Below are 20,398 nucleotides of genomic sequence, written 5' to 3'. Positions count from 1 at the left end.
CGGTGACTACTTCATGTGGACGACGCCTTCGCAGGCGCCGGCGATGGCCTTTTTGAGCAGGACATCCATGCTTCGTTCGCGGTAAGTGATCACCCGCAGCAGCATTGGCAGATTGGCGCCCGCAACGCCGGCAACGCGACCCGGCTCGAGGAGCTTGGCGGCGATGTTGGCGGGCGTGGCGCCGAGGATGTCGGTGAGGACCAGCACGCCGCTGCCGTCGTCGACCAGGTCGAGCAGACGGCGGGCCAGCGGCAGTGCGTCGAGGGGATCGTCCTGACCGGCGACGCCCAACTGCATGAGCTGGGGCGGGCGACGGTTGAGCACGTGGCAGGCGCACTGGATGAGCGCTTCGCCGAGGCTGCCGTGAGTTATCAAGAGGATCCCGATCATCCAGCCCATTCTATCCAATGTGGGCCGGGCGGCAAGCCGAAAAAAGCGGGGTATTTGTATCAGTTAACGACGATGGTCGGCTTGATGCCGTCGCCGTACTGGAGCCGGCTGTGCAGCGCGGAGGTGACTTCGATCTGGCCGGCGGCGTCGACCCGCAGCGCGTGCTCGATGCCGAAACGCTTTGCATAGTCGCGCCAGCGCTCGCCGCCGAGATAGATCGGTTTGCTGGCGGCGTCCGACAGGGTACCCGCCTGGGTGGAGCCGGCGGGGCGCGGGGTGACGAGGATGGTGACAGCCTGGGTGCCCCTGGCTGGCTGGCCGGTGCGCGGGTCGAGCAGATGGCAGAAGCGTTCGCCGTCGAGCTCGAAGTAGCGCTGGTAGTCGCCGGAGGTGCCGATCGCCTCGCCGTCGCGCAGGGGCAGGGTGGCCAGTGGGCGGGGCTCGCGGGGGTGCTGGATGCCCACGCGCCAGGGCTGGTCGCCCTTGCTGCCCAGGGCCAGCACATTGCCGCCGATGTTGATGAGGGCGTTGGCGATGCCGCGGGCCTTGAGAATGACAGCGGCACGATCGAGCGCGTAGCCCTTGCCGTAGCCGCCCAGGTCGAGCTGCACCGCGGGGTTGCGGCTGGTCACCTTGCCGTCGGCGATGGTGAGGTCGGCCATCGTCGGGTGGGTTTTGACGAGTTCGGAGAGCTTGGCGGGATCGGGCCGCACGGGCACGAAGGTGTCGGTGTGGAAGCCCCACAGGGCGATGAGCTGGCCCAGCGCCGGGTCGAACAGCTCGTCGCCGGTGGCGGCGATAGCCTTGGCCTCGGTGAGCATCGCGGCGAGCTCGGGCGAGACCGGGATGCCCTGCTGGCCGGCGGCGATGGCCTGGTTGAGGGCGGTGAGCTCGGAGGGCTCCCAGGCGTGGTAGGCCCGGTGCAGGCGATCGAACTCGCGCAGCACCTCGGCCACGGCGGCGCGGGCTTTGTCTTCCGACGCGTCCCAGGTGAGCACCTCGACGCGGGTGCCGAAGACGTAGGATTCCTGCTGGTGGATGCGCTCCCGGCTGCAGCCGGCCAGCAGCCCCGCCGTGAGGGCGAGGGCGGCCAGCCAGGCGGCGGCGCGTTGGAGGGGAATCAGGCGCACGCCGCTTCGAGGGCGTCGATGACTGCGCCGGGCACGTCGAAGCCGGTCTGATCGGTGATCTCGACCATGCAGGTGGGGCTGGTGACGTTGATCTCGGTGAGCCGGTCGCCGATCACGTCGAGGCCGACGATGAGCAGCCCGCGTGACCACAGGATGGGCGCGAGGTATTCGGCGATGGCGCGCTCGCCGTCGGTGAGCGGCATGGCCACGCCGCGCCCGCCGGCGGCGAGGTTGCCGCGGGTCTCGCCGGCCATCGGGATGCGCGCCAGCGAGAACGGGATGACCTGCCCGCCGATCACCAGCACCCGCTTGTCGCCGCCGGAGATGGCCGGCAGGTAGGCCTGGGCCATGATGGTGCGGCGCTCGTCCTGGGTGAGGGTCTCGATGATGACGTTGCGGTTGGGATCGTCGGCGCGCACGCGGAAGATCTGGCTGCCGCCCATGCCGTCGAGGGGCTTGAGGATGGTGTCGCCGTGGGTGTCGATGAAGGCGTTGATGTCGACGGCGGCGCGGGCCACCCGGGTGGCCGGCGTGAACTGGGGAAACTCGGTGATGGCGAGCTTCTCGGAGTGGTCACGGATCGAGCGCGGGTGGTTGAAGATGCGCGCGCCGGCCTGCTGGGCGCGTTCGAGCAGCCAGGTGGCGGTGACGTATTCGAAGTCGAAGGGCGGATCCTGGCGCATCAGCACGGCGTCGAAATCCGTGAGCGGCATCACCGCCTCGGCGCCGCTGGGGGCGTACCAGGCGTGGTCGAAATCCGACACGCCGATGGGCAGGCAGCGGGCCGAGACCACGCCGCCTTCCCAGATCAGCGCTTCGCGCTGGATGGCGAAGAGCTCGTGGCCGCGGCGGGCGGCCGCCCGCATCATGGCGATGCTGGAATCCTTGTAGGCCTTGAGCTTGTCGAGGGGGTCGAGGATGAAGGCGAATTTCATCGGGCGGTTCCGTCAGGCGGTGGCTTCTTCGAGGAGCAGCGGCTCGGTTTCCTCGATCTCGACCGAGGCGGCGAGGAGCGCCAGCCGGGCCACCACGCCGTAGGCGTAGAAGCGGTTGGGTGGCGCGTCGGGGCTCTGGTTGCAGTCGGGCAGGCTGCACGGGGCCTCGAAGGCCAGCGGCTCGAAGTGCATGCCGGGGGCGTTGAGGTTCTCGTCGCGGCCGCGCTGGGTGTGGACGCGGTAGAAGCCGCCCACCACGTAGTGGTCCATCATGTAGACCACCGGCTCGGCCACCGCGCCGTTGAGGGTTTCAAAGGTGTGCACGCCTTCCTGGATGATCACGTCGTGGACCTCCAGCCCTTCCTTCACCACGCTCATCTTGTTGCGCTGCTTGCGGTTGAGCCCGATCAGTTCGGACGCGTCCTTCACCGTCATCACGCCCATGCCGTAGGTGCCGGCGTCGGCCTTGACGACCACGAAGGGCTCGTCGGTGACGCCGTATTCCTGGTACTTGGTGCGGATCTCGCCAAGCATCTTCGAGACCTTGTCGGCGAGTTCCTGCTCGCCGGTGCGGGCGTGGAAATCCAGGCCCGAGCAGGTGTCGAAGGCCGGGTTGATGCGCCACGGGTCGATGCCGATGGCCTCGCCGAAGTCGCGGGTGACGCGGTCGTAGGCGGCGGCGTGGTTGGACTTGCGGCGGGCGTGCCATCCAGCGTGTACCGGCGGGATCACCCACTGGTCGTGGAGATCCTTCATCAGCGCCGGGATGCCGGCGGACAGATCGTTGTTGAGGAGCACCGCGCAGGGGTCGAAATCCTTCACGCCGAGGCGGCGGCCGTTGCGGATCAGCGGCTCCAGGGTGAGGGTGGCGCCGTTGGCGAGCTCGACCACGGTGGGCTCGGTGATCTCGGGCAGCAGGCTGCCGAGGCGCACTTCGAGGCCGGTGAGCCGCAGGATCGACACCAGCTTGGCCACGTTCTGGAGGTAGAACTGGTTGCGGGTGTGGTTCTCGGGCACCAGCAGGATCGACCGGGCGCCGACGCAGATGCGCTCGATGGCGGCCTGTGCTGCCTGCACGCACAGGGGCAGGAAGGCGTCGTTGAGGTTGTTGAAGCCGCCGGGGAAGAGGTTGAGATCCACCGGCGCCAGCTTGAAGCCGGAGTTGCGCAGGTCGGTGGAGCCGTAGAAGGGCGGCAGGTGTTCCTGCCACTGGGTGCGCATCCAGCGCTCGATCGCACAGGCGTTGTCGAGGAAATGCTTTTCCAGCTCAAGCAGTGGGCCGGTGAGCGCGGTGGTGAGATGGGGGACCATGGAGACCTCGCGGACTGTTCTCGAAGGGGCGATGCGTCGGGTGGTTTGCGGCGCAGCAGCACCGTGGACCCGCGCGGCCCGTGATTGTTCTGGCCGGATGTTACACCATCCGTCCGGCACCCCCGGAGGGCCTCAGCCCGGCGCCGGCAGGAAGGCGCGGAAGCGCCCGGGCAGCGGCGCGTTCTCGAGGCTGCGCTGGGAGAACAGGTAGCGCCCGTCGCAGACGAAGCCCAGATCGGCCCAGTCGACACCGTTGAGGGCGTCACGGAAGGCCTCCAGATCCACATCCGGGCGATGGGGAAAGACGCCCAGCACGGCGCCGTCGAAGTTCGTGCACGGGTGTACGAAGAAGGGGTTGGGGCGGCGGGTCTTGGTGTTCACGTAGATCCGCGGGGCGTCGGTCTGGGGGTAGCTGCGGCCCCAGTGCCACCAGTTGGTCTCGTCGAAGTTGCGGATGCGCCGGGCGATCAGGGCGTCCCGGTGGGGCAGCAGCGCCTCGGGGGTCGGGGCGTCCGGTTCGCACCAGATCATCCGGCGGGTCTGGCCGGTGCGGGCGGTGGCCGAAGTGACGAAATCCCGGTTGCCGTGGGCCTCGCTGGCGTAGACCGCGTCCAGCCCCGACACCGCGCCCACCTTCACGCTCGCCACGTCGGCCAGGCTCAGGCCGTACTCGCCATGGGAAAACAGCAGGTGGCCGGCGGTTTCGAGGAAGTTGCGCCGCTGCCACTGGGGGTGTTCGAGGCTGTGGGCGAGGTCGTCGCCCTGGCTGATCCGCGCCCAGGCGGTGTGATGGCCGGTCTCGCCCAGTTCGTAGCGCCAGATCAGGCAGTTGGGCAGGGCGTCGGCAAACACCCGGGCGTCGCCCAGCTCGATGGCGTGGGTGATGGTGCCGCGCTGGTGCAGCCAGCGGTTGAGCGCCCGGGCGCTGGTGGATTTGAGGAAGTCCCGCGGGGTGATGAAGATCAGCTCGCCGCCCGGCCGCAGGTGGCGCACGCACTTCTCGATGAAGAACAGGTAGAGATTGCTGCGCCCGTCGAAGCCGTCCCGACGCAGCAGCGCGCGGGTGGAGGGCGCGATGTCCCGGTAGCGCACGTAGGGCGGGTTGCCGATCACGGTGTCGAATTTCTCGTCTTCGGGGTAGGCGAAGAAGTCGATGTTGTGGGCGCCCGGCGGGCAGTGACGGGGATCGAACTCGATCCCGACCGCGTGATGCAGCACGCGCAGGAAGGCGCCGTCGCCGCAGGAGGGCTCGAGCACCCGACCGGTGTTCTGGCGCAGGCGCAGCATCGCGCGCACCACCGGCTCTGGCGTGAACACCTGACCGAGGCTGGCGATGTCGGTCTGGACTGGCGGGGACGCGGTCGGCGGGGGCGGGGGCAGGGCAGTGTGGGCCATGGGGCAGGCGGCGGCGCGAGGGTCTGGCGCGCATTGTGCAGGAAGCGGAAGCACGGGGCCAGCGCTGCCCAAGCTGAGAACAAAAGGCGGTTATACGGGCTGAATATGTCCCGGCGAGTGTGTATAACACTACGTCATCGAAACGCCAGACAGACCGGGCCAGACCGGGGCATAATGCGACACTGTTAAGCGTAATCGCCTGAAACCCGCATGAATGCTTGTTTTAGGTATTCTGGAAATTGCAAGGGCATTTTATGGATCTCACCTCGGGCAGGCGTTTGTCACTGCCTTTCGTGCTGCGTGGCCAGCGCCGTTTCGCGGTGCCGCTGAACCTCTCCGTACGCCAGACGACGCTGGTCGACGTGCTGGCCGGCAACGCCCGCGAGCTCGCCGCCCAGCCTCTGCCGGCCGGGCTCGATGGTCATCTGCTGTGCGGCGTGGTCGATCAGGGCTGGCGCACCCACAGCGTGCTCGACGACCGGGTGATGTACGTGGTGAAGCGCGACGCGTGGCATTACCTTGCCTGGCCCGGTAGCTACGAGGCCTACCTGGAAGGCCGCTTCTCGGCCAAGACCCGCGAATCCTTCGCCCGCGACGAGGCCCGCTTTGCCGAGGCCTTCGGGGAAAATGGGGGGCGGCTCGACATCCAGGACTTCCGCACCCCGGCCGAGGTCGAGGCCTTCGTCCGGCACGCGGCGATCGTGAGCCCCGGCTATGCGCCCGGCAGCGAGCTGCGCGATGCGGCAGCCGAGGGGCGCCTGCATGGCCTGGTGCTGTTTGCAAAGGGCGCGCCGGTGGCCTTCGTGTGCCTGCGCGCGGTGGGTGACACGTTGCAGTACACAGGTGGTGGCGAGCGGGATGACTTCCGTCAGTGGTCTGCGGGGACGATCCTCCATCTGGCGGCGCTCCGCCTGCTGTTTGCGGATGGCTGTTTCCGGCTGCTGGATTTCCGTCCTGGCGAGAGCGAGGTGAAGCGCCAGTTCGCCAACGGTTCGCTGCGCGCAGCAACGGTGTTGCAATTGAAACGAACTTTGTTTCATAGGCTACTGCTGGGGGCGCATGCCCTGCTGCAGCGGCGGGATGAGGACAACACCGCGACCGAGGCCGTCAGCGAAGAAATCCAGACCCTGTTGGGCGAGCGGGCCTGACTCCGGCTGCGGGGCCGGGGCTCAGGCCGGCAGGAAGCGCATCAGCAGTTCGTTGAGGAAGTGGCGGCCGCGGGTGGTCGGGCGGATCGTCTCGCCGTCCACCTCGATCAGGCCTTCGGCCCGGGCCTTGATCAGCCCGGCTTCGACGGCCTCGAAGGGCAGGCCGGTGCGCTCGGCAAACAGGCGCTTCGGGAAGCCCCGGTTGAGGCGCAGGGCGTTCATCATGAACTCGAAGGGCAGCTCGGCGGCGCCAATGGTGCGCCGCTCCTGCACGAAGCTGCCGTCCTGGCGGGCGGCGAGATAGGCGGCCGGGTGCTTGGGCCGCGTCTCGCGGACGATGCCTTCGTGGGACGACAGCTTGCCGTGGGCGCCGGCGCCGATGCCCAGGTAGTCGCCAAACGTCCAGTAATTGAGGTTGTGCCGGCACTCGCGATTGGGCCTGGCGAAGGCCGAGGTCTCGTAGTGGATGTAGCCGGCGTCGCCCAGGCGGCCTTCGATGTGGTCCTGCATGTCGGCCGAGGCGTCCGGATCGGGCACCTCCGGCGGGTTGGCGGCGAAGGCGGTGTTGGGCTCCAGCGTCAGGTGGTAGCACGACAGATGCGTCGGGCCCAGGGCGAGGGCGGTGGCGAGATCGGCTTCGGCTTCGGCCAGGGTCTGGCCGGGCAGGGCGTACATCAGGTCGAGGTTGACCGCCTCGAAGTGGGTGAGCGCGGCCTCGGCGGCGGCGATGGCGTCGGCCCGGCCGTGGATGCGCCCGAGGGCCTTCAGGTGGCGCTCGTCGAAACTCTGGATGCCCACCGACAGCCGATTGACGCCCGCCTCCCGGAAGGCCTTGAAGCGCCCCGAATCCACCGTTCCCGGGTTGGCTTCGAGGGTGATCTCGGCCAGCGGATCAAGCTGCACCCGCATGCGGATGGCGGTGAGGAGCGTGTCCAGCCCCTCGGGGCTCATCAGGCTGGGCGTGCCGCCGCCGATGAAGATGCTGTGAACGCGCCGGCCCCAGATCTGCGGCAGCGCGCCTTCCAGGTCGGCGACGAGGGCTTCGATGTAGGCCGCCTCGGGGATGCCTTCGTCCTTCACCGCGTGGGAATTGAAATCGCAGTAGGGGCACTTGCGCACGCACCACGGGTAATGCACGTACAGGGCCAGCGGCGGCGACGCGGTGAGGCGCGATTCCCACGGGCCGGCGGCAGGCTGCACCGGCCGCGCGGGAGCTGCGGCGATCGGGATGATGCGGGGTTCGGACATGCAGGGCGTCAGGCGGCTTCGGCGCGGAGCTTGTCGAGGAGCTGGCGGAAGGCCGAGCCGCGGTGGGACAGGACGTTCTTGAGCTCGGCGGGGATCTCGGCTGCGGTCTGCTCGAGATCGGGCACCAGGAACAGCGGGTCGTAGCCAAAGCCGGCTTGGCCGCGGGGCGCGTCGAGGATCACGCCGCGCCACTCGCCGGTGGTGATGAGCGGCTGCGGGTCGTCGGCGTGGCGGACGAGGGCCAGCGCGCAGTAGAAGCGGGCGCGGCGGTCGGCCTGGCCGGCGAGGCGTTCGAGCAGGAGATCGTTGTTGCGCTGGTCGGACTTGGGCTCGCCGGCAAAACGCGCCGACAGCACGCCGGGCGCACCGCCGAGGGCGTCGACGCACAGCCCCGAGTCATCCGCCAGGGCCGGCAGGCCGGTGGCGCGGGCGGCGTGGCGGGCCTTGGCGATGGCGTTTTCGACGAAGCTGGGGTGGGGCTCCTCGGCTTCGCTCACGTTGAAGGCCGATTGCGGCAGCACCTCGATGCCCAGCGGGGCAAGCAGGGCGGCGAGTTCCTTGAGCTTGCCGGCGTTGCCGCTGGCGAGGACGAGCTGTTTCATGGCGGGCTTCCTTCCCGGCGCTCAGGCGATCCCGAGGGCCTTTTTCTGTTCGATGACCAGTTGGGCTATGCCGTCGCCGGCAAGTTCCAGCAGGGCGTCGAGTTCGGCGCGGGAGAAGGGCGTGCCTTCGGCGGTGCCCTGGACTTCGACGAAGCCGCCGGCGCCGGTCATCACCACGTTCATGTCGGTCTCGCAGTCGGAATCTTCGGGGTAGTCCAGGTCGAGCACCGGCACGCCCTTGTAGATGCCCACCGAGATGGCGGCGACGAAATCACGCATCGGGTTGGCGGGCAGCTTGCCGGCCTTGACGAGACCGTCGAGGGCATCGTGCACGGCCACGCAGGCGCCGGTGATCGACGCAGTGCGGGTGCCGCCGTCGGCCTGCAGCACGTCGCAGTCGATGGTGATCTGGCGTTCGCCCAGGGCGGTCATGTCCACCACCGCGCGCAGGCTGCGGCCGATCAGGCGCTGGATCTCCTGGGTGCGTCCGCTCTGCTTGCCCTTGGCGGCTTCGCGCGGGCTGCGGGTGTGGGTGGAGCGGGGCAGCATGCCGTATTCGGCGGTCAGCCAGCCCTGGCCCTTGCCGCGCAGGAAGGGCGGCACCGATTCCTCGACGCTAGCGGTGCACAGCACCCGGGTGTCGCCGAACTCGATGAGCACCGAACCCTCGGCGTGGCGGGTGAAGCCACGGGTGATGCGGATCGGGCGAAGCTGGGCGGGGGTGCGGCCGCTGGGGCGGGCGAAGGGCGTGTTGGGCTGGGTCATTTGAATTTATGAATGGTTTTTTCAGGTTTTGGCTGAGATCCTTGTGCGGTGCAGGTTTCGAGGGTTCTCGAAATTTCTGGCTACACGTCTAGCTACACACCGGTCGGGCCGTTTGACCGTATTGTAGCCATTGGATAGACCGGTGACTTGCCGGCGGCGGATTTTTCACCTGCCGGGGATTCAGCGGCTGGCGCAAGCTCGTTTGACGCTGGCCGGAGAGATGTCGAAGTGCTCGGCCGTTGCCTTGATACTGGCGGAGTTTGCGGCCCGCCAAGCGGTGACGGCGGAGTCATCCACGGTTTTCTTCCGCCCCAGGTGCTTGCCTTCCGCTCTCGCCCGCTCCAGACCGGCGAGTTGGCGCGCCTTGAGGTTCTCCCGCTCCAGTTCGGCTACTGCCGCCAGCATCGTCAGCATGAGTTTTCCGGCAGGGGTCGCCAGGTCGAAGCCTTCCCGCATCGAGACGACGGAAACGCCCTTGGCCTTCAGCGCTTCGACGGTGTTGAGCACGTCGATAGTGTTGCGGCCGAGGCGGTCGATGGCTGCGACAACGACGGTATCCCCTTCGCGCACGTAGGCCCGCAGCGCGGAGAGCCCTTCCCGCTGGGTGGCGGCAACCGTGCCGGACACGCCGTCATCGGCGAACCACTTCGATACCGCGTAGCGGGCGGCGATGGTGCGGCGCTGGTTCTCGCAGGTCTGGTCGTCGGTCGAGACGCGGGCGTAGGCAACGACGGTGGTCATGGTGGGCCTCTATCTGGCGCAAAATGTATGGCTCAGATATTAACGTGGCTCAAAATTGAAAACAACTGTTTTGAGCTATGTTTGAGGAGGCCGTTCGGGCGTAGCTCAAAAGGTATGGTTTTTGATCTACTCGGAATGTTCACATCGGGCCAGAAAGCACAACGCCGGGGCATGCCCGGCGCTGTTTGTTGAGTCGTAGGCCTACGCCGCCCGCTTAAGGTGCATGTCCACGTGAATGTCGTCGAAGGGGCACACCAGCCCGCCACGCTCTGTGCGTTCGACCAGCCCCAGATCTACCAATGCCCCTGCATCCTCATGGACGCGTTTCACGTCGCGCTCCAGGCGGCGGGCAAGCTCTCGAACGGCGATCTCCCCAGCCCCTTGCAGGGCGTACAGCATCTCCCAGCGCTTCTCGGTCAGGCGTGAGAAGAACTCGGCCGGGCTCTCAAAGTTCAGGGTTTCGCCCTGGTAGCTGTCAGCGGCGAAGGCGCCACGTGCGGCAGCGCGCAGGGCAGAACGCCAGTCCGGTTTGATCGTCACGGTCAGTGTTCGCTTTTCCATCGCTCCACCTCCTGAATGAAGTCATCGATCAGTCGTTCAACATCCACGAAGACGTAGGACTCTTCGTGGTCACCGAAGTGCTTGTGATCACCTTTGCCCCGTTCGTTGTCGAAGCCGACCACCCTCCGGCCAGACATTCGGTTGACAGAACAAGGAATGTGCAAGATGATGCAGGTTGACAATGTTGTCTTATTGCAAGGTTGTGCTCATGCCCACACTTCCCTGGCTGTCCCATGCGGATCTTACCGCAGAGCGTCTTAGCATCCTTGCCGAAGGATTGCTCAATATCCGTCACGACACGTTTGCCGAGCTGGCGACTCGCTTCGACGACAACTACAGTCGCGGATGTACGACTTTCGGCCGGCAGCGTCAGTGGCTCATGCAACTGGCTACGTCTGGCCGTTATTCTTGGCTTACTTTGGCAAGCCCAGCAATGGACTTGACCGTCAACATCGGAGTCATTCCCGTTCGTTTTTTCACAGACGATCATGACAGCCCAAAGAAGCACGGTTATTTCCGGCGCAACGAGGTTGACTGTCTTTTTTCACCGGACGAGACTGAGCCAGTCCTGTTTCGTTTCGTTGTTGAACCGGCTGCGACAGCGGACGACGAGGACCGCGTTTTCTTTCTTGGTCATAACGCGTTCAACGAGGTCGTAGTCGAGTGGCAGTATCGGCCTAAGACTGCAGTCATCGTGCCGGTGGACGCTGAAGTCCCTGCAGCGGTAGTTCAATCGGATGCTGAAGTTGGTCTCAAGTCTTCTGGCAACGAACAGGATGCTGAAGCTAGTGGCAGTCGCTGAAGGAAATGAACCAGCAATTTAATGGTGCAAATATGAGACTTGCCCGTGTTTTTCATGGGCTGTCTCTAGATGATCTGGCGGGGCTAGTTGGCAAGTCCCGTCAGTTTCTGCACAAACTCGAAACGAACGGCTCTGCGGAGCCCACCGCAGAACTTGCCACTGAGATTTCGCAACATCTGGATGTGACCACTGACTTTCTCTATTTGCCAAGCGCCGATGCGCTTAGGGAAGAGAACGTCCACTTTCGGAAGCTTTTCACTACTCGATCTCTCGTCAAACAGGCTGCGATGGCAAAGGCCGAGATGTTCATGCGATTGGTTGGTTTTTTGGATGCTCATCTGGAGTTGCCCCCAGTATCCATTCCGACCGTGACGGGCGTCGAGACTGCTGATGAAATCGAGCAAGCTGCAGAGAAATGTCGACGGTACTGGGAGCTCGGTTTAGGGCCTATCGACAACATGGTTCGTGTTGCTGAACGTGCAGGTGCAATCGTTACTACGTTTAGCTCTGTGTCTGCGGAGGTCGACGCTCTTTCATACGCCGCCGGAAGGCCGATAATTGTTCGCAACGACGCAAAACCGAGTGCGTGCCGACAGCGTTTTGATATTGCGCATGAGATTGGTCACTTTGTTTTACACCAAGGTTTGCAGACGGGTTGTCGAACGACGGAATCGCAAGCGAATCGGTTTGCCAGTGCGTTCTTGTTGCCCCGAAGCATGATGGCAGCTCACTGGCCAAAGCCAAGGGGAAGCCGCCTTGATTGGGTTGGCATGAGCAAGTTCAAGCTAACTTGGAAAGTTAGTAAAGCGGCCATGTTGTATCGAGCTAGACAGTTGGATTTGATAGACGATGCACAGTACAAGTCCGGCGTTATCACGTTGCGGCGTACAGGCGAGGCGCTCTCAGAGCGAGAGGATAGCCAAATACAACTGGAGCAGCCCACGATGGTTCGGCAAGCGCTTGAGGTTTTGTTTCGTCAAGGTGGGAAGACGTTTTCCGCCCTTTCCCAAGAACTCGGATGGTCTGACATGTTGCTTGAAGAGGTCGCAGGCAGTCAGCTTCCATCAAGAACGAAGCAGACTGCAGATATTGTGTCGTTAGCCGACTTCAGAAGAAAGGCGTAAAGTTAGTTGAATCGGATGGCGCCGGGTTATAGCCGGCGCCGCACAGTCTTAAATCAGGCTGATTGCCAAGAGTGGGCCAATACTTCTACGCCTTAAACCGCCACTTACGTTTAGGTCGTCGGCTCAGTATTTTCATCCGACCGCCCTCCACGCCAGGGTTACTCATTGAATGCGCTAGCCTTGGGTGTTTTCGCGTATTAGCCCTCCCACATATGTTGTAACTCCGGCTCTCCACCAGTGAAGTCTTGGCAGCACAACCCCAGACGCTGTCAGCTTTCACTATGGCGAGGTCGCCCCCGAATCGGTCGCCTCAATCATTTCCAGCTTCGCACCGCACGAATAGATGCCGGCGTGCTTCGAGATGATTGGAATGATCCCGCTATGGACCACGTACGCAAAGATTGCCTACTCCACCTTCAACGCATGAGTCGAGACGGTCGGTGAGAAGCCATCGTTTCGCAGTGCGCGGACCGACTGGCTAAGGTGAAAGTCGGAGGACGCCGACTGAGGCGTGCTGGAAGGCACAGCCACCCCTTTGATTACCACCACAGACCCAAGGTGAAACCACCGCCGCCGAGTCTGGCGCCCGCCGTTACCCGTTCTATCCGTTGAACTACGGAGTGGATTGATTTGCCGGAGGGCGTGTTCGTGAGTTCGAATCTCACCGCCCATCGGCGCCCTGTTTAGGGCGGTCGCGCTGGTAGAACTCTGGAATCACAATCCAGTGCTCTACCCCGCCAAGAAACCAAACCCCGGATACGCCCCATGCACGCACTGCCAAAACTGCCAAAAGCCCCTTCAGGCAGTTTTGGCAGTGCTCATCATGTGTGCATGGGCAGAATTTTCCCGGCGCCTCAATGCGGCTTGGCGGCTGGCACCGACTTCGGATTGACCACGTACAGCGTCTTCACCCGGCCGCGTGTCGGTTCATGCCACGCCTCCAGGTGCCCGAGTTCCACCAGCAACTCCAGCGCTTCGGCCACGCGCTTCTGATCAGCCAGCCCTGACCACCCCGGCCGCCACACGTCCCGGCTTCCAAACCCCTCCCGCGCCAGATCCCCTTTCCGCACCCGCTCCAGAATCCGCCGTGCCGTGTCCGCCTCGCCGTCGTGGGCGATGCCGTAGCAGCGCCGTGCATGCGTCTGCAGGTAGGCGGACCAGTGCAGCGCCCGCAGGGTGGAGGCGAAGCCCACCGGGCCGGTGTGGCCGTCCGCCAAGTGGAAGGTGAGGGCCAGCGCCGGCACCAGCTTGCGGTACTTCGCCAGGTGCGATTCCAGGGCGGGGTACAGGTCGCCCGTGCGTAGATCCGCCTCGAAGCCGGTGCGCCATTCGGTGAAGGCCTCCAGGGCTTCTGGGTCGAAGCGCAGGAAGGGCGGGCCGTCCTCGCCTTCCAGCTCGGCACCCCGCGCCAGCGGGTCGAAGCCATCCAGATCCGCGAACACACCGAAGGCGGCATCCTTGGCGGGGCCGTCCGGGTAGCGGTCGACGTTCTTCCACTTGCCGCCCGTCTCGGGCCACACCAGCAGGCCGAAGCGGGCCAGCATCCCGTCGTCCGACGCACCGCCGCGCATGGCCGCCCGTAAATACTCACCCAAGGGGCCGGGCTGGGCGCCGCCCACCACGCCCAGGCACACCGCCGGCACCCGGCGATGGCCGCGGGCGATGCGGTCGAAGGTCCATCCGTCCTTGCCGTTCCAGCCGGTCATGAGGAAGGCGCGCAGCTCGGTCGCGTCCTCCCGATCCAGGCCGGCCAGCCAGCCGGGCAGTTCATCCCGCACCACCAGCAGGCCGCGGGGGTTCTCGATGAGCTTTTCCGCCAGGGCTTCGACGGTGGCGGACGCCACCGTGTAGCGGCGCAGCGTGGGCGCCTCTTCCTCTTCTGCACCCAGAAAGCTCGCAACGTCCACGAGCGCATCAGGGTTCTTGCGTAGCGCCTTGGTGGCTTCAGACCGGCGAGCGTCTGCCCGAGCCTTGGCTATCTCGGTCTCGGCCTTCCACTGCCCTTGGGCGGCGGTCCATTCCTCCAGGGCGCGGGCCTCCAGGCGGACCAGCGGGGCAAGGGCCGCCATCATGGCCGGGCTCTTCATCATCCCCGGCCGGCCGACGATGCAGCCCCACAGGTTGGGAAACTCCTGCCAGTCGCTCCGGGCCTGTGGCCGGATCGCGCAGCGTCGGCCGATCAGGTTGCCCAGGGCGGCCACCATCGGCACGGCGACGAAATCCGGAGGGCACTGCATGCGGTCGGCTACGTCCGCCACCCAGGGGCGCAGACGATCGGGAAGCATGGCGTAATCGAACGGGGCAACCGGGGCGAGGCCTTCCGGGATGGGCTGCGGATCAGGCCACGAGGCCGCGGGCCAGGTGCGGGGGTCGCCCAGCGCCGGGGCCAGGGCGGCCCGTTCGGTGCGTGTGGCGGGCTCGAAGGTCGGGGCCTTCATGGCTGCACCTCCACCCCGCGGCCCGCACTCACGACGAAGCGCGCAGCGGGTGTGTGATCGGGTTGTAGGACGATCAGCCGTTTGGGCTGCACCGCGACCAGCTCGGCCAGGAGGTGGCGCAGACGGTCGGAGTCTGGGTCGGGCTCTGTCACCACCAGCACCGACAGGGCCGCCAGGTAACGCCAATCGAGGCGACAGGGGTGCATGTCGGGCGGGCAGCAGATCGCGAGCCCCAAGGCCGTGACCGGCGCCACCGGCCAGCGGTCGAGATAGACCACCACCTGCCGGTGGGTTGGCACCAGATCGCGGGCGCGGGCATCGGCAAGATCACGGGCAAAGGCCGGCAGGCGCCGGCCCGGAGCGCACCGCCAATAGATGCGCGGGTCGGAATGCGGGGCGGTCATGGCGTCACCCCCGGCGCAGCCAGGCGCAAGGCGTCGGCGAGGGCATCGAGGGCACGCCCGCAGGCTTCAACACGGGCCGGGCTGGTGTCGGCCAGCACGCCCACCGTGAGAAAGCCCGAATCGATCCAACCGGCTACCTCGGCGGCGGCCAGGTAGAGGGCCGGGGCGGCGGCAATCAGGGCTTCGTTGGCGTCGGCCTCTTCGAGCGTGCCGGGGCCGGAGAACACTTCGCAGATCGTCACCAAGCGCCCGCCACGATCCGCGGCAATGGTGCGGTGACCGATGCGGCGCCAGGGTGCCGGAGTGAATGCCGGGGCGGTCATAGCAGCCCCCGTTCTGCAAAGCTGGTCACGCTCAGCGCTCCCCCAACGATCAGGTGGTCGAGCACTTTCACGTCGATGTGCGAGAGCGCCCACCGAAGCGAACTGGTCAGGTTCCTGTCAGCTGCGCTTGGCTCGAGAATCCCTGAAGGGTGATTGTGGGCGATGATGATCGCGGCGGCATTCACCTCGATGCAGCGCCTCACCACCTCGCGCGGGTGCACGGTCGTTTCGCTCAGGGTGCCAACAAAAAGCGGCTCGAAAGTAATCGGCCGGTGTTGCGTATCCAGAAAGATCGCATAGAAGACCTCGCGGCCTTCCTCAGCAAGTTCGAACATCAGGAAGTCCCGGACTGCGGACGGAGAGTCGAGAACCGACTTGCACGTCATCAAGCGCCGGGCGAGCACCTTGCGGGCACGCTCGATCAGCCTGTCTTCGCGGCTCAGGGCTGCCGGGTCCGGTGGCATGCGGCAAATGGGGGCGATGTACCGGACCGCAGGTTCTCGCATCAGAAAACGGGTTGCGCGGGCGGTAGCCATCATTCGCTCCTCGGGGGACGGCGTAAAAGCTCCTTGTGCAGCACCATCACCTCGTCAAGAAGTTCCGCGCAAGCCCACATGAAGCCTTGTCGCAGGTCGTCGTTCAACGACTGAAGCAGTTCATCGCCCTCCCCGTAGGTCAGTGCCAACATCCCCCTGAGCTGGTAGAGGCGGTTTTCAATATGGTTCTCGATTGATTCGTCCGGCACGTTCGGGGCGATGGTGTACAGGTCGCCATAGGACCCGCCGAAGGTTGGCGCAGCCGGTCGCTCAAGCGGGCTGTGTGCATCGGAGGCAGGAGGAAGGGTCCGCTTGCTCATTTTCCGGCCCTCCACGCGAAGGCCAGTCGCCAGGCCAGCACGGGGCCAACGAAGCGGCGCAAGACGCGGTACAGCCGGAGATTGAAGAGAGGGGAAGCGGGGGCGTGCAGACGCGCGCACGCAGCGGCATGGGTTGCCATGGTGATGCTCCTTCTTTGCGGTTAAAAATCCGCTCTCCAGCCGCCAAGCTGGGGGGCAGAACCGTGCAGGTTGGCGGACCGGTAAGAAGGAACCGGCAGGGTTTCCCCTCCCGCACGGCCCGCCCATAGGCGTCACCATGCTACGGACGTAAAAAAACCGCTCAGGGCGGCAAGTCCGCCTTCTTAAACCGGGCCGCCAAGCCCGTGCTGCTGTTGTTTCAGCAACGGAAGAATGATCGTCCTGGAGTGTGGGTGCTGTCAACGCCCGTATTCAAACCTGCTCCGGGTTGCACATCACGTGCCGGGGATCTCCACGTCATCTAATCGGTATTCTTCACCGTTGTAGTGGCAGGAGGTGGCTCGATGGATACCGAGATAGATTGGCCGACTAAACCCTGCAAGCACTGCCATGCGGTGAGGCATTGGGGCATCCGGCGTTACATCAACCTTGGCGGGTCGCAACAGTTCGTGGTGGTTTGCGAATGGTGCGGGGCGCGAACGAATCAGTACATCAAGGCGAAAGTCATCCGTGCTCTGAATCTGATCGTGCCCGAAACGCTTCCCGACAGACCCCGCCACCGCTGCGTAGTCTGCAACGCCGACGGCGCCGAAAACCACCACTGGGCGCCGCAGGCACTCTTTGGGAGCGAGGCCGACCGCTGGCCTCAGTCCTACCTGTGCCCACGGTGCCACAAGCGATGGCACGACATCGTGACGCCGGGCATCAGCGCCCGGCGGGGCTTGTAGAGGGCGTGTCAGGATCGGCTGGCCAGCTCTGACAGCACCGAGACGACCGCTTCGGCGCTGGATTGGCCCACAACCTGTGCGGACACCGATCGCGTGTTGGTACGGAGATCGAGCCGAATGACGTTCATGGTCGAGGCCTGGGGGATTCTGCCCGTCAGCTTGTCGGCCAGGGCTTGAACGGCGTCATCGAGCGTGCGGCCGTAGGTGTTCTGGACGTTGCCGTAGGCGTCGAAGAACTGCGGTGCTGCGGCTTTCGCTGCCGATTCGCTCACCCCCAGCCCCTTCAGGCGGTCGGTAACGCCCTGCGGGGTGGGCACCGCCATCGAGATCACGTCACCGCTGCCGCTCGTTGCGAAAGCATTCCTTGCGGATGCAGCCGATTGAATCGCGGAGGCCGCCACCTGGTAGCTTCCGGCCACCTTGTCGGCCGCGGTCGCGGCATCGTTGGCCGCGTCGGAAAGCTCTCCGAAGGTGGATTTGAGCTCCTTCGTTTCGTACGAGAGCGCCTTCATCCGATCCGCCACCAGGTCGTATTTCTCCGCCTCCAGCTGCTTCGCCTTCACGCTTGCATCCATCACGGCGAGCTCCGCCTTCTTGGCTTCGGTGAGGCTGCCTGAGGCCTCGAGCTCGGCCCGCTTGGCCTTGGCAACCAGCGCCATGGCTTCAGCCTCTTTCCGGGCGGCTTCGGCCTGGGCTTCGTTGATCTGAAGCTCGATCCGCCACACGGCAATCTGGGCCTCGGCAATGTCCTTCTCGTTGCCGCGCTGCCTGGCGATTTCCAGAATGGTGTTGGCGCGGTACAGATCGTTCTGAAGCGCCGATTGCTGGAGGCCGGCTGCGCGGTGCTCCGCCTGCACGTGGCGCTCGGCTGCTGCGGTGGCGTCGGCCAAGGCGTCACGGTAAAGGGCAAGGGCTTTGGTCCGCTCTTCATCCGCTTTCCGCAGCTCCTTGGAAACGTCCGCGCCATTGGCGTTGAGGACGGTCAGCCGCTGATACTCGGTTTCGGCGGCCTGCCAGGCATCACGCAGGGCATAGACCTGTTTGCTTTGGTCGCCGTAGGCTTGGGCGCTCACCCGCGTTGCCTCGGCATGCACCCTGGCGGATTCGGCGGCAGCGGCGGCCTTGGCGGATTCCTCGTCCTTGAGCTTGGCCGACTCGCGGATCTTGTTGATCTCGTCCTGCTTGGCGTCGGTCAGCTTCTGCCCGGCGGAAACCTGGGCGTCAGCCTCGGCCTGCACTGCCGCCAACTGCGACGTGGCCACCTTGGCCTCAGCGTCGCGGGCAGCGGCAACTTTGGCCAGCGACTCGGCGTTCTTCTGGGCTGCCTTGGCGGAAACCTCCCGCTGTTGGGCTTCAGTCCCGAAGGCGGCAGCGAGCTCGAGCGCAGCCTTTCCCTCCGCCTCCCTGGCGGCCGCAGCCTTCTCCTGCTGGGCGGTGAACTTGGTGGCCGCAGTGGCCACCTCGGTATAGGCGGACGTGATGAGCAGGTACTTGGGAGAGGCTGCCGCGGCGGCGTCGCCCCCTTGCTTCACTGCGCTGCCGAAAGCCTGCTGTACCGCACCGGCCGTCGCCGTCTTGCTGGCGAGCTCGCTGATCCGCGCGGCCGATTCGTTGGCCATGCTGACGATCTCGTCCTTCGCCTTGCTCCACTCGCCGGTATTCATGGCTGCAGCGGCCGTTCCGGCGGTCTTGGCGATGAGACCAAAACCTTCCGCCACGGTGAGCAGGCCAGTGCCCATCACGAGCAGCACTTCCTTCACGGCGCCGAAGGTGAGGCCCACTGCCTTGACGACCACGTCGCTCTGGGCAATGCGTCCAACCGTCTCTTCGGCAGCCGACTTCAGGCTGTTCCACCCTGCAACGAAGCCTTCGGCCTGCTGGCCGGTGCCGTAAAGCTTGGTCAGTTGCTCGGCCATGCCGGGCAACAGATCTTCGGCCAGCACGCTGCCGGTTTCGACCATCTTGGTGAGCTGCTGCACCGTCACGCCAGCGCCATCGGCGGCGGCCTTCATGGCGCCTGGCAGGCGCTCCGCCAGCTGCCCCCGTAGCTCCTCCATGCTGATGGTGCCCTTCGATACCATCTGCCCCAGGGCCAGCATGGCGCTCTCGGTGTCGGCGCTGCTCTTGCCGAGCTTGCTCATGGAGCCGGAGACGGCCTCGAAAACGGCGCGGCCGCGTTCGCCTTCCAGCGCAGTACCCTTCACCGAAGCCAACCAGCTGGTATAGGTCTTAGCAGTGCTCTGCAGATCCAGCCCAAGGCGCTGGGAGGCCTCGGTGATGTAGCCGATCTCGGCCGCGGCTTTGCTGCCGCTGCCGGTGATGGCGCGCATGCTGCGGTTGAGGCTGTCGAAGTCGGCCGCCATGCGGGCCACTTCTTGTATGCCGAATGCAGCTGCGATCGAAGCTGCTATCGGCTTGACCGAAGAAACAAGACTTCCAATTGCCGATTTCGAGCGCCCCACCGATTCGGTGAGCGGGTCAGTTACGCCCGCCATCTCCGCGCGAAGCGCAGCGATTCGCTTTTGTCCTTCTGCAAAGGCTCGGTCGAAATCCTCTCCACTTACCTTGGCGCTGGCGCCCAGCGTGACAAAACCCTGCTGTATCTTGAGGATTTCAGCCTGGATTTGCGCCGAGCTGCGAATGCCTGTTGCTGCAAAAGCGTCAGAAAGCGCATTCCGGCGCCGGGCTGCAAAGGCTTCAATCTCTGCTGCTTCACGCTGCTTTTGCGCCGCAGCAGCCTTCGAGGCTGCCTGTGCCTCGGCGTAAGCTTTCTTCTCGTATTCAAGAAGCTCTTGCGCTGCGAGACGCTGCCGCGCCTTGCTGGCTTCGACGATGCGGGCAAGCCTGTCCTCTTCAGCCGCAGCTTCACGTTCAGCAGCGATCTTTTTTTCGGATTCAGCAGCAGACTCTTCAAGTGCTGCCTTGTGAGCGGCCAGCGCAGAGGATGCGTTCTTGAGCGCAGTTGAAAGCCTGTCCTGCTCTCCGGCAAGATCCTTCGTATTGATACCAGCGGCTGACGCTGCCGTGCGCACCTCATTCAGTTGCGCCTTTTGACGATCCCAGTACCGCTCTGACGAAGCGAGTTCCCGATTTGCTCCTTGCAACGCAGATTCGAGCAGCCTGATAGCATCTTTGCTCGCGCCTGCTGCCCGGGCGTCGTTCAGCTGCCGGTTGAGCAGCTCGACTTCTTGCCTGCTTTCGACAAATGCAGAACGCGCTGATTTTGCAGCATCGATAGCTGCGAGCCTGTCCGAATTTTTGTGTTTGAGGCATAACGTAGTCCCGGAAAGGAATGGTTATGCCAAGGAAGAAACAGAAACAGCCGCTGCCTGCGGTTG

At 65.0% G+C, this 20,398-nt stretch carries 21 protein-coding genes; 4 read left to right on the top strand and 17 right to left on the bottom strand.

Features of this window, described 5'->3' with window-relative positions; all coding sequences use genetic code 11:
- Window positions 1-6 precede the first annotated feature (6 nt).
- The 5 genes from QQK25_RS18215 to QQK25_RS18195 all read right to left on the bottom strand — a co-directional run bounded on the left by QQK25_RS18215 (window position 7) and on the right by QQK25_RS18195 (window position 5,161).
- Window positions 7-390: a PTS sugar transporter subunit IIA gene (locus tag QQK25_RS18215; RefSeq protein ID WP_284189213.1), complete on the bottom strand. Its 384-nt coding sequence runs from the start codon at window positions 388-390 to the stop codon at window positions 7-9.
- A 59-nt stretch (window positions 391-449) separates the two neighbouring features.
- Window positions 450-1,514 carry an FAD:protein FMN transferase gene (locus tag QQK25_RS18210; protein ID WP_284189221.1) on the bottom strand — a complete coding sequence of 355 codons (1,065 nt, stop codon included), beginning with the start codon at window positions 1,512-1,514 and terminating at the stop codon, window positions 450-452.
- Window positions 1,511-2,455, bottom strand: a complete 945-nt coding sequence (gshB, locus tag QQK25_RS18205; RefSeq protein WP_284189212.1) for a glutathione synthase — start codon at window positions 2,453-2,455, stop codon at window positions 1,511-1,513. The genes QQK25_RS18210 and gshB overlap by 4 nt, the downstream gene beginning before the upstream one ends.
- Window positions 2,456-2,467: 12 nt before the next feature.
- Complete coding sequence (gene gshA / locus QQK25_RS18200; RefSeq protein ID WP_284189211.1) at window positions 2,468-3,766, bottom strand: glutamate--cysteine ligase; 1,299 nt, start codon at window positions 3,764-3,766, stop codon at window positions 2,468-2,470.
- A gap of 132 nt (window positions 3,767-3,898) precedes the next feature.
- The gene (locus QQK25_RS18195; protein ID WP_284189210.1) at window positions 3,899-5,161 is read right to left on the bottom strand and encodes an Eco57I restriction-modification methylase domain-containing protein; all 1,263 of its coding nucleotides are present in this window, start codon (window positions 5,159-5,161) and stop codon (window positions 3,899-3,901) included.
- A 254-nt stretch (window positions 5,162-5,415) separates the two neighbouring features.
- Between QQK25_RS18195 and QQK25_RS18190 the strand changes: the two genes are divergently transcribed.
- Window positions 5,416-6,309, top strand: a complete 894-nt coding sequence (locus tag QQK25_RS18190) for a GNAT family N-acetyltransferase (protein ID WP_284189209.1) — start codon at window positions 5,416-5,418, stop codon at window positions 6,307-6,309.
- A gap of 21 nt (window positions 6,310-6,330) precedes the next feature.
- Here the strand turns inward: QQK25_RS18190 and hemW are convergent, their stop codons facing one another.
- The 6 genes from hemW to QQK25_RS23660 all read right to left on the bottom strand — a co-directional run bounded on the left by hemW (window position 6,331) and on the right by QQK25_RS23660 (window position 10,363).
- Window positions 6,331-7,557: a radical SAM family heme chaperone HemW gene (gene hemW / locus QQK25_RS18185; protein ID WP_284189208.1), complete on the bottom strand. Its 1,227-nt coding sequence runs from the start codon at window positions 7,555-7,557 to the stop codon at window positions 6,331-6,333.
- An 8-nt stretch (window positions 7,558-7,565) separates the two neighbouring features.
- Complete coding sequence (rdgB, locus tag QQK25_RS18180; RefSeq protein ID WP_284189207.1) at window positions 7,566-8,159, bottom strand: RdgB/HAM1 family non-canonical purine NTP pyrophosphatase; 594 nt, start codon at window positions 8,157-8,159, stop codon at window positions 7,566-7,568.
- Window positions 8,160-8,180: 21 nt separating this feature from the next.
- Window positions 8,181-8,924 carry a ribonuclease PH gene (rph, locus tag QQK25_RS18175; RefSeq protein ID WP_284189206.1) on the bottom strand — a complete coding sequence of 248 codons (744 nt, stop codon included), beginning with the start codon at window positions 8,922-8,924 and terminating at the stop codon, window positions 8,181-8,183.
- 180 nt (window positions 8,925-9,104) lie between these two features.
- Window positions 9,105-9,665: a recombinase family protein gene (locus QQK25_RS18170; protein WP_284189205.1), complete on the bottom strand. Its 561-nt coding sequence runs from the start codon at window positions 9,663-9,665 to the stop codon at window positions 9,105-9,107.
- A gap of 201 nt (window positions 9,666-9,866) precedes the next feature.
- Window positions 9,867-10,226 (bottom strand): HVO_A0114 family putative DNA-binding protein, encoded by a 360-nt coding sequence (locus QQK25_RS18165; protein WP_284189204.1) that lies wholly within the window; start codon window positions 10,224-10,226, stop codon window positions 9,867-9,869.
- Window positions 10,208-10,363 carry a toxin-antitoxin system TumE family protein gene (locus tag QQK25_RS23660; RefSeq protein WP_368736560.1) on the bottom strand — a complete coding sequence of 52 codons (156 nt, stop codon included), beginning with the start codon at window positions 10,361-10,363 and terminating at the stop codon, window positions 10,208-10,210. Before QQK25_RS23660 ends, QQK25_RS18165 begins: the two co-directional genes overlap by 19 nt.
- A gap of 71 nt (window positions 10,364-10,434) precedes the next feature.
- Between QQK25_RS23660 and QQK25_RS18160 the strand changes: the two genes are divergently transcribed.
- Both QQK25_RS18160 and QQK25_RS18155 read left to right on the top strand, forming a co-directional pair.
- A complete protein-coding gene (locus QQK25_RS18160; protein ID WP_284189203.1) occupies window positions 10,435-11,028 on the top strand; it encodes a hypothetical protein in 594 nt (197 codons plus the stop codon).
- A 5-nt stretch (window positions 11,029-11,033) separates the two neighbouring features.
- Window positions 11,034-12,152: an XRE family transcriptional regulator gene (locus QQK25_RS18155; protein ID WP_284189202.1), complete on the top strand. Its 1,119-nt coding sequence runs from the start codon at window positions 11,034-11,036 to the stop codon at window positions 12,150-12,152.
- Window positions 12,153-13,006: 854 nt separating this feature from the next.
- Here QQK25_RS18155 and QQK25_RS18150 read toward each other — a convergent pair.
- The 5 genes from QQK25_RS18150 to QQK25_RS18130 are packed head-to-tail and all read right to left on the bottom strand — an operon-like array spanning window position 13,007 to window position 16,173.
- Window positions 13,007-14,590, bottom strand: a complete 1,584-nt coding sequence (locus tag QQK25_RS18150; RefSeq protein ID WP_284189201.1) for a YfjI family protein — start codon at window positions 14,588-14,590, stop codon at window positions 13,007-13,009.
- A complete protein-coding gene (locus tag QQK25_RS18145) occupies window positions 14,587-14,994 on the bottom strand; it encodes a hypothetical protein (RefSeq protein WP_284189200.1) in 408 nt (135 codons plus the stop codon). The genes QQK25_RS18150 and QQK25_RS18145 overlap by 4 nt, the downstream gene beginning before the upstream one ends.
- A complete protein-coding gene (locus QQK25_RS18140; protein WP_284189199.1) occupies window positions 14,991-15,317 on the bottom strand; it encodes an XkdD/Y8K6 family phage-associated protein in 327 nt (108 codons plus the stop codon). Before QQK25_RS18140 ends, QQK25_RS18145 begins: the two co-directional genes overlap by 4 nt.
- Complete coding sequence (radC, locus tag QQK25_RS18135; protein WP_284189198.1) at window positions 15,314-15,853, bottom strand: RadC family protein; 540 nt, start codon at window positions 15,851-15,853, stop codon at window positions 15,314-15,316. The genes QQK25_RS18140 and radC overlap by 4 nt, the downstream gene beginning before the upstream one ends.
- Complete coding sequence (locus QQK25_RS18130) at window positions 15,853-16,173, bottom strand: hypothetical protein (RefSeq protein WP_284189197.1); 321 nt, start codon at window positions 16,171-16,173, stop codon at window positions 15,853-15,855. The genes radC and QQK25_RS18130 overlap by 1 nt, the downstream gene beginning before the upstream one ends.
- Window positions 16,174-16,676: 503 nt before the next feature.
- Here QQK25_RS18130 and QQK25_RS18125 point away from each other — a divergent pair.
- Window positions 16,677-17,060 carry a hypothetical protein gene (locus QQK25_RS18125; RefSeq protein ID WP_284189196.1) on the top strand — a complete coding sequence of 128 codons (384 nt, stop codon included), beginning with the start codon at window positions 16,677-16,679 and terminating at the stop codon, window positions 17,058-17,060.
- A gap of 8 nt (window positions 17,061-17,068) precedes the next feature.
- Here QQK25_RS18125 and QQK25_RS18120 read toward each other — a convergent pair whose 3' ends face one another.
- Window positions 17,069-20,164 carry a tape measure protein gene (locus tag QQK25_RS18120; RefSeq protein WP_284189195.1) on the bottom strand — a complete coding sequence of 1,032 codons (3,096 nt, stop codon included), beginning with the start codon at window positions 20,162-20,164 and terminating at the stop codon, window positions 17,069-17,071.
- Between the last annotated feature and the right edge of the window lie 234 nt (window positions 20,165-20,398).

The organism is Zoogloea oryzae, assembly GCF_030161255.1.
GTDB classification, from domain to species: Bacteria; Pseudomonadota; Gammaproteobacteria; order Burkholderiales; family Rhodocyclaceae; genus Zoogloea; species Zoogloea oryzae.
Note: the sequence above shows the minus strand (reverse complement) of the source record. Positions and strands in the feature narration are given on the sequence as shown.

What these genes read in the sequence shown, in the direction of transcription:
- QQK25_RS18215 (WP_284189213.1), bottom strand. Translation starts at nt 390, where the DNA reads ATGATCGGGATCCTCTTGATAACTCACGGCAGCCTCGGCGAAGCGCTC.
- gshB (WP_284189212.1), bottom strand. Translation starts at nt 2,455, where the DNA reads ATGAAATTCGCCTTCATCCTCGACCCCCTCGACAAGCTCAAGGCCTAC.
- gshA (WP_284189211.1), bottom strand. Translation starts at nt 3,766, where the DNA reads ATGGTCCCCCATCTCACCACCGCGCTCACCGGCCCACTGCTTGAGCTG.
- QQK25_RS18195 (WP_284189210.1), bottom strand. Translation starts at nt 5,161, where the DNA reads ATGGCCCACACTGCCCTGCCCCCGCCCCCGCCGACCGCGTCCCCGCCA.
- QQK25_RS18190 (WP_284189209.1), top strand. Translation starts at nt 5,416, where the DNA reads ATGGATCTCACCTCGGGCAGGCGTTTGTCACTGCCTTTCGTGCTGCGT.
- hemW (WP_284189208.1), bottom strand. Translation starts at nt 7,557, where the DNA reads ATGTCCGAACCCCGCATCATCCCGATCGCCGCAGCTCCCGCGCGGCCG.
- rdgB (WP_284189207.1), bottom strand. Translation starts at nt 8,159, where the DNA reads ATGAAACAGCTCGTCCTCGCCAGCGGCAACGCCGGCAAGCTCAAGGAA.
- rph (WP_284189206.1), bottom strand. Translation starts at nt 8,924, where the DNA reads ATGACCCAGCCCAACACGCCCTTCGCCCGCCCCAGCGGCCGCACCCCC.
- QQK25_RS18170 (WP_284189205.1), bottom strand. Translation starts at nt 9,665, where the DNA reads ATGACCACCGTCGTTGCCTACGCCCGCGTCTCGACCGACGACCAGACC.
- QQK25_RS18165 (WP_284189204.1), bottom strand. Translation starts at nt 10,226, where the DNA reads ATGGAAAAGCGAACACTGACCGTGACGATCAAACCGGACTGGCGTTCT.
- QQK25_RS23660 (WP_368736560.1), bottom strand. Translation starts at nt 10,363, where the DNA reads ATGTCTGGCCGGAGGGTGGTCGGCTTCGACAACGAACGGGGCAAAGGT.
- QQK25_RS18160 (WP_284189203.1), top strand. Translation starts at nt 10,435, where the DNA reads ATGCCCACACTTCCCTGGCTGTCCCATGCGGATCTTACCGCAGAGCGT.
- QQK25_RS18155 (WP_284189202.1), top strand. Translation starts at nt 11,034, where the DNA reads ATGAACCAGCAATTTAATGGTGCAAATATGAGACTTGCCCGTGTTTTT.
- QQK25_RS18150 (WP_284189201.1), bottom strand. Translation starts at nt 14,590, where the DNA reads ATGAAGGCCCCGACCTTCGAGCCCGCCACACGCACCGAACGGGCCGCC.
- QQK25_RS18145 (WP_284189200.1), bottom strand. Translation starts at nt 14,994, where the DNA reads ATGACCGCCCCGCATTCCGACCCGCGCATCTATTGGCGGTGCGCTCCG.
- QQK25_RS18140 (WP_284189199.1), bottom strand. Translation starts at nt 15,317, where the DNA reads ATGACCGCCCCGGCATTCACTCCGGCACCCTGGCGCCGCATCGGTCAC.
- radC (WP_284189198.1), bottom strand. Translation starts at nt 15,853, where the DNA reads ATGGCTACCGCCCGCGCAACCCGTTTTCTGATGCGAGAACCTGCGGTC.
- QQK25_RS18130 (WP_284189197.1), bottom strand. Translation starts at nt 16,173, where the DNA reads ATGAGCAAGCGGACCCTTCCTCCTGCCTCCGATGCACACAGCCCGCTT.
- QQK25_RS18125 (WP_284189196.1), top strand. Translation starts at nt 16,677, where the DNA reads ATGGATACCGAGATAGATTGGCCGACTAAACCCTGCAAGCACTGCCAT.